The 7,024-nt window shown below is 34.3% G+C and carries 5 protein-coding genes; all 5 read left to right on the top strand.

The window, feature by feature from the left end; all coding sequences use genetic code 11:
* On the top strand, positions 1-1,573 hold a 1,573-nt coding region (locus ACJROP_RS12165; protein WP_406535730.1), incomplete at its 5' end, for an SGNH/GDSL hydrolase family protein.
* Between the two features lie 177 nt (positions 1,574-1,750).
* A complete protein-coding gene (locus tag ACJROP_RS12160) occupies positions 1,751-3,064 on the top strand; it encodes a Gfo/Idh/MocA family oxidoreductase (protein WP_406535729.1) in 1,314 nt (437 codons plus the stop codon).
* A gap of 3 nt (positions 3,065-3,067) precedes the next feature.
* Positions 3,068-4,138: a pyridoxal-phosphate-dependent aminotransferase family protein gene (locus ACJROP_RS12155; RefSeq protein WP_406535728.1), complete on the top strand. Its 1,071-nt coding sequence runs from the start codon at positions 3,068-3,070 to the stop codon at positions 4,136-4,138.
* 21 nt (positions 4,139-4,159) lie between these two features.
* A complete protein-coding gene (locus ACJROP_RS12150; protein ID WP_406535731.1) occupies positions 4,160-5,818 on the top strand; it encodes a phosphorylcholine transferase LicD in 1,659 nt (552 codons plus the stop codon).
* Positions 5,808-7,010: a hypothetical protein gene (locus ACJROP_RS12145; RefSeq protein WP_406535727.1), complete on the top strand. Its 1,203-nt coding sequence runs from the start codon at positions 5,808-5,810 to the stop codon at positions 7,008-7,010. Before ACJROP_RS12150 ends, ACJROP_RS12145 begins: the two co-directional genes overlap by 11 nt.
* Positions 7,011-7,024 lie beyond the last annotated feature (14 nt).

Genomic DNA, 7,024 nt, shown 5'->3' with positions numbered 1-7,024 from the left:
TTTGCTTTCAACAGTCAAGGCCGATTCTACATTCACAACATTCACTGATCAGGTGGATAATGAAACTGCATACACTTATTCCGTTAGGGAAATAATGGTGAAAAATAAGGACAATGTATTGGGTCCATATGACAAGGCGGGTCTAAAATTACTGAAGTCCCCTAATGTCAGCGTAGATTTCCAGAATCTTAAAGCGAAAATCAGCTGGGATAAGGTAGAAGGCGCAACAAAGTACATAATATTCAGAAAGGTTGGCCGTGATGCCCAATTCAAATCAATCGCCAGTGTTAGCAGCAGTAAATTGAGTTATACTGATTTCTATTACAAGTCAGCAGACCAATTAAAAGATGTTCTCAATAGTAAAACTTTCGCAGATCCAAGTTTCAATTCCCTGTTTTATACAGTTCGCGCAAGCTTTGCAAAAACCGTTTATAGCGTGAATAAGATTAGTTATGGCTTGTACCAAATCGATGGAGATTTCCATTTGGAAGCTCCAAGCATTGTTTCCCTTAAGAATAATCAAATCAAATGGGGTAGAGTTCCGAATGCTGAAGGATATATGGTTCTGAAAAGGAATGCCACTGATGACGAGTGGGAAGTTATTGGCCAGGTGGGGCAGAAAGGTTCCACAGCCATTTCAATGAGCCTAAATAATATTGACAATAATTCCTATTATTCCGTAAAAGCATATTCCACTAAAAACGGAAAAGTGGTTTACAGTGATTTTGATAAAGGATTCAGCCTTATGAATTACTCAGCCGATAATTCAAAATACAGAATCTTATATTTCGGAGACAGTATTACATACGGTTCTCCTTATAAGTCAGATTCAAGCAGACATATCTTTTCCATTCCATATAGGGTGGGAGAGTTGCTAGGATGCGTTTACTATAACCCTTCAATTCCAGGTTCCACCTATCATGATTTGGGACAGAAAAATGGAAAGAACATTGAAAACACTAATTATTACAGATATCGTATTTGCAGGGAGGTCGTAGACCAAATAGCTATCGGTGAACTTCCAGGCAATTATAAGGATCTTGATACTGCTTATAATAGTGAACATGAATCAAATACAAACATTTCAGATTATAATATTGTCGTTTTGGCGGCAGGAACCAATGATTATCTTGACAACTCTAAATTAGGTTCTGAAAACAGTACTGACACCAAAACTTTCAATGGTGCATTCAACCATATTATGACTAAAATTGAAGAGGCAAGTAATGTACGTGTTGCTAGAGGCGATGACCCGATTAAGGTTGTCTTTGTCGATTTATACTATTCAGATCGTACATACAATTATAAAGAGTTGAATAATAGGGATGTAACACCAAATCAAATAGGTTATACATTGACAGATTATCAAAATGAAATTAATAAGCAGTACAAAAATTGGAGTTCCCACGAAAATTTAACATTATACAAATTCAATACAAGGGATTATAATATAGTTAATCAAGAGAACTGTCCATATACTGCATCTGATAATTTGCATTTCACCAAATATGCCTATGGACAATATGGTAATGCGTTTGCAGGTTTTCTTAATGAATATGTTTTCACAGATTAGCATTAAAAGATGATGTTTGCGATGTAGATTTTCTACATCATTTTTTATTTTTTTTAAATTAGTTTTAAATCATATCCTTAGCACTATTTTAAAAGATATCTTATTTTATGATAACTATTAATAGTTTAATAAATATACATTATATTATTATATACTATACATTCAATGGGGATAATGATGAAGAAGGTTATTACGTATGGAACATTTGATTTATTCCATAAAGGACATTTTAACATATTAAAAAGGGCTAAGATGTATGGTGATTACCTGATTGTGGGTGTCACCGGTGAAAATTATGATATTGGTCGTGGAAAATTGAATGTCCATGATTCACTTGCAACAAGAATCGAAAATGTTCAAAAGACTGGTTTTGCAGATGAAATAATTGTAGAGGAATATCTCGGACAAAAAATTGGAGACATAATTAAATATGATGTCGATTCTTTTGTAATTGGGGATGATTGGAAAGGGAAATTCGATCATTTATCCAGATATTGTAATATGATTTATCTTGAGAGGACCAAAGGCATCTCAAGCACTCAAATCCGCGAAGAAACGTTTGACCAATATGACATAGGTATCGTCTGTGATTTTGTCGATGATAATCAGATTGTCAAGGAATCAAAATTGGTCAATGGATTTGAAGTCAAAAGCGTTTATTGTGAAGATGAAAAGGTTAAACATGAATTCCAGGACAAATACCATTTGGAAAATTCATGTGATGAATATTCAGAATTATTGGAATCATCAGACATTATTTATGTCCGCTGCGATATCTCCAAAAGATTCAATTATATCTATAAGGCATTGAATGCAGGAAAACATGTTATCTACGATCCTCCAGCAACATTCAATTCAAATGAACTGGAAGAGTTAATGGAACTGGCTGAACAGAAAAATGTAATTTTGATGGAAAACATCAAGATGGTGCATATTTATGTATTCAATCAACTGTTATGGATGACACAAGGCGGATTGATTGGGGATATATTAAGCTTTAACTGTGCAATTTCCAAAATTGACATAACCCGCCCTAATCTGTTTTATGACTTGAGCGTTTACACATTGTTGCCTATGTTGAAAATTATGGGTCAGGATTATGAAAAATCAGATTTCATTGTTAAAAAAGATGGAGAGGATATTGAATTCGCATCCATGAACTTTGTTTATCCTAATGGAAGGTCAATCATTAATGTCGGAAATAAAATACGTGTTGATAATCAACTGGAAATCATCGGAACTGAAGGAACCATTAGAATGAAAGGTGAATGGTGGGGAAGCAGAAACTTTGAAATCCATTATCCGGATTCCAAAGAAGTGCAAATGTACAATACAAACTTTGAAGGAAACGGATTCAAGTATCTGTTGCGTGAATTGTCTACAATGTTGGACAATAATCGTATTGATACTAGAAGCATATTTAAGGATGAATCATTAAAAATCGTTGAGATTTTAGAAGAGGTTAAAAAAATTGAAAATAAGGGAGATTGAATTATGAGTCATTTATTTACTATCGGACCGGTTGAAATGTATCCGGAAACATTGGAAATCGGCGGAAAACAAGTACCCTATTTTAGAAACGATGAATTTTCTAACGTAGTATTCTCTGTTAATGAAGGATTAAAAAGATTATTGTTTAATGAAGATGGTGAAATTGTTTTGCTGACCTCATCAGGAACAGGCGCTATGGAAGCGACAATAATGAATTGCTTTACTAAAGAGGATAACCTGATTGTTATTGATGGGGGTTCATTCGGCCATCGCTTTACCCAAATATGTGATGTTCATGAAATCCCATATGAAGCCGTCAATGTTGCTTTTGGCGAAACATTGACTAGGGAAATGATTGAAGAAAAATTAGGCAATGATAAATTCACAGGTTTGCTTGTTAATTTGGACGAAACATCAAACGGCCAGTTATATGACATAAAGATGTTGTCTGATGTCTGTAAAGAGAATGATTTGATTTTCGTCGTTGATGCAATTAGTGCATTTTTAGCCGATGAGGTGAATATGGATAAATATGCCATTGATGCTGTCATTTTAAGTTCTCAAAAGGCTTTATCATTGGCTCCAGGATTGTCAATTGTGGCTTTAAGTGAAAGAATGCTAAAAAGAGTGGAAGTTATAGACTCCAAATCAATCTATTTCGATTTTAAAGATCATTTAAAAAATGCTGAACGTGGCCAGACCCCGTTCACTCCTGCCGTGAGAATCATTATTGAGCTTGAGGACATGGTTAAACGTCTTGAGGAAAAAGGCGTGGACAACATTATTAAAGAGACAAATGAGATTGCCACCTACTTTAGAAAAAGGGTTAAGGAAATAGGATTGGACTATCCGTCATATCCATTGTCCAATGCAGTTACACCAATAATTTTCCCGGATAACAATGCCGATGTGGTATATAAGGAATTGATAAAGGATTATGGTTTTGTAGTTAATCCAAGTGGTGGAGACTTTGCCAAATCAATGTTCCGTGTTTCCCATGTTGGAAATCAATCCATTGAATGTTGTGAAGCATTGATTCGTGCTATTTCAGAAACACTTAAAAAATTAGAATAGGGGAGAGGCTAATTGAGTAATATGAATTCCATACAGGAAAATTTATTTCAATTACTTGTTGAATTTGATGAAATCTGTAGAAGGTATGACATTGATTACCTTTTGGCAGCCGGCGCTTCATTAGGGGCTGTTAGAAATCGTTGCTTCATGCCATGGGATGATGATATAGATTTGTACATCACTAGGGATAATTGGAATAAATTGAGGCATGTTCTGGAAACGGAAAAAGATGTCCTTCCTGAAGGCCGTTCCTTTGTATATAAGGAAAATACTCCATATTATTCAAATCCTTTACCAAGATATATTGACGATACTACAACCACATTGTATAGGAATCAGGCGTTGGCCGGAAAGGCTTGCGGACAACATTTAGAGTTATTTATTTTTGATCCAATCCCTAGCGGCGAAAAGGAAAAACAGGAATACCTTGATTTGCTGCATGTCTATACTGAATTGCTTTCACCTTATTTTATAGTGCATAAGAATGCCACTTATGAAGATTGGGATAGGCATTACAGCCTATATAAAAAATATTGCGATAGGATTGATAAGGAAGGCGAAGAGAAGGTAATCAAGGAACTTGAGGATTGGCTTCAGCAATTCTCCATTGATGAATGCGATGAGTATTGCATGCGATGGGGAATAAAGGAATACATTTATGATAAGGAACTGTTCGAGTTAGGCCAAATGGGAATGTTTGAAGGTAAGGAATTCCCAATTGGAATACATCCCGAAGGCATCCTCAGAGTTGCTTATGGTGATAGCTGGATGTATGTTCCCGAATATGATGAACAGATTGTTCACGGCGGAATTAAGGATAGTGAAATCTCCTTTAAAGAATATACTGACAGATATCTTCCTAAAATTAATCGCGATTCTGCTTTTGAAAAGTTCAAGATTAACAAACGCAATAATGCAAGTTTATATGATGTACGTCAAAAGGTGCAGATGTTGATTGCAAAAGAGAAAGTTTTGGTCGGATGCATGCATTTCAAATATAATCTTGAAGAAAAAGAAGATGAATTGCGTTCACTGTTAGAGGACGGAAAATATATGGAATTGTCCGAAAAATTCAAAGAGTATTCCTCTCTTCAATCAATGGGAGAAGTACAAAAATTCAAGATTACAGTCCCTATTACTGATAGGAATCTTGCAACATTCTCATTAAATCTGCTAAGATTAGGGAAATATTATGATATCAATAAATTTTTAAATATTCGCAAATTGGATGATGCTCCGCTCACTGAAGAGTTAGAGGATATTGAAAGTGAAGTGGAGTTCTGTAGGGAGCTGTCCATAGCCAGATATGATGAAAAGGATTCGCAGTTAGTTCAAGAGATAGTTGATAAATATGATGGTATTTATCCGGATTTATTGGATATATATAGAGCAAAATTATGGATTAAAGAGCTTAATGCCAAATCCAGCGAAGATTATGAAGACATTGACAAGTTCTGTGATGAAATTTTAGATTCATATCCATTTGATGGGGAAGTGATGGCAATACAGGCAAAAGCCAAATCCGAATTGGGCCAAACTGAGCAATCTTTAGAGCTTTATGAAAAGGCTGTCGTGAATACAAGAAACGGATTGATATGGCAGAAGGTTGAAGATGAATGCGGCATTAGCCGTATTGAAATGGAACGTGAACTGATTGAGGGGGAAAATAATGAAATCTAAACATGATATCCAATTGGAATTGCTTCAAGAGATTGATGAAATCTGTTCTGAAAATGATTTGAAGTATATTTTTGTTGGAAATAATGCTTTCAACGCTTATGTTAACCATACAATAAGAAATAATTTTGCCCATGTTTCCGTTGCAATGACATTAGGGGATATCAACCGCTTCTGCGATATTGTTGAAAAGCAGAATGACCCTAACCGTTATGTTGAGGGAATGTTCAACAATCCGAAATATGTTCGATTATATGTATCTTATGGAAATGAAAATACAACAGATTATCACATGATTAGTTTAGATAACAATTTGCATCATGGAATCAACGTTCGTATTTATCCAATCATCAAATCCTTTGACCTTGATGGAAATAAAATTGAGGTAATGGATTCTAGGATATCCAAGGAATATAAGCTTCGTAAGTTTTTAAATAAAAAGGTCGTGAACAAAAAATACACACCAATAAGATTGGGCATTTCCCTGGCGGATACTGTTTATGATGTTTCAGGTTTTAGAAAGAAATATCCTGAAAAAATCTTTGATAATATATTCATTGATAAATGGGAAGATATTCAAAAATACTCAAAAGTGCAGATTGGTAAAAATATTATCAATACTCGATATTTCAAGGAGATCACCAAATGTCAAGTAGATAATTTGGAATTAAATTATCCTAAAGATACTAAAAACTATTTCAAGCAAATTTATGGTAGGGATATTGAGGATGTTAATGTTGTGCTTAAATCTGAACGTATAAATGCTATTGTCGATACTGAAATAAGCTATAAAACCATTCTTAGTGAAACAAAAGACTTATTGGATGAAATCAGGTCCACTCACGAAGAATTGGTTTGGGGCAGATTCAAGGTACGCAAAGAAAAGGAGTGTGTTGATAGAGTCTGGAATTTAGTTCAAATGACTAGCGCTCAAATATACTATATTGATTTCTTTGAAGAAAAAATTGATTACTTATTGAGTTTGGATTTAAATGATGAAGCTCAATTTGAAGAAATGGAAATTGTTTTAAATCCAGTCATTAGAAGATTAGAAATGTATGCTAATCGGGGCATGACATTTTCAATTGATGAAAAAACAGATTCATTGATTAGAAAATTCTTATTGTTGAACGGTAATGAAAATTTAATTGATAGAATGGATGAAATTAAAAAACATGAGTATTTCGTGGAGTAAATTTTATTTGGGAT

It is taken from the genome of Methanobrevibacter sp., assembly GCF_045220775.1.
Lineage (GTDB): Archaea > Methanobacteriota > Methanobacteria > Methanobacteriales > Methanobacteriaceae > Methanocatella.
Note: the sequence above shows the minus strand (reverse complement) of the source record. Positions and strands in the feature narration are given on the sequence as shown.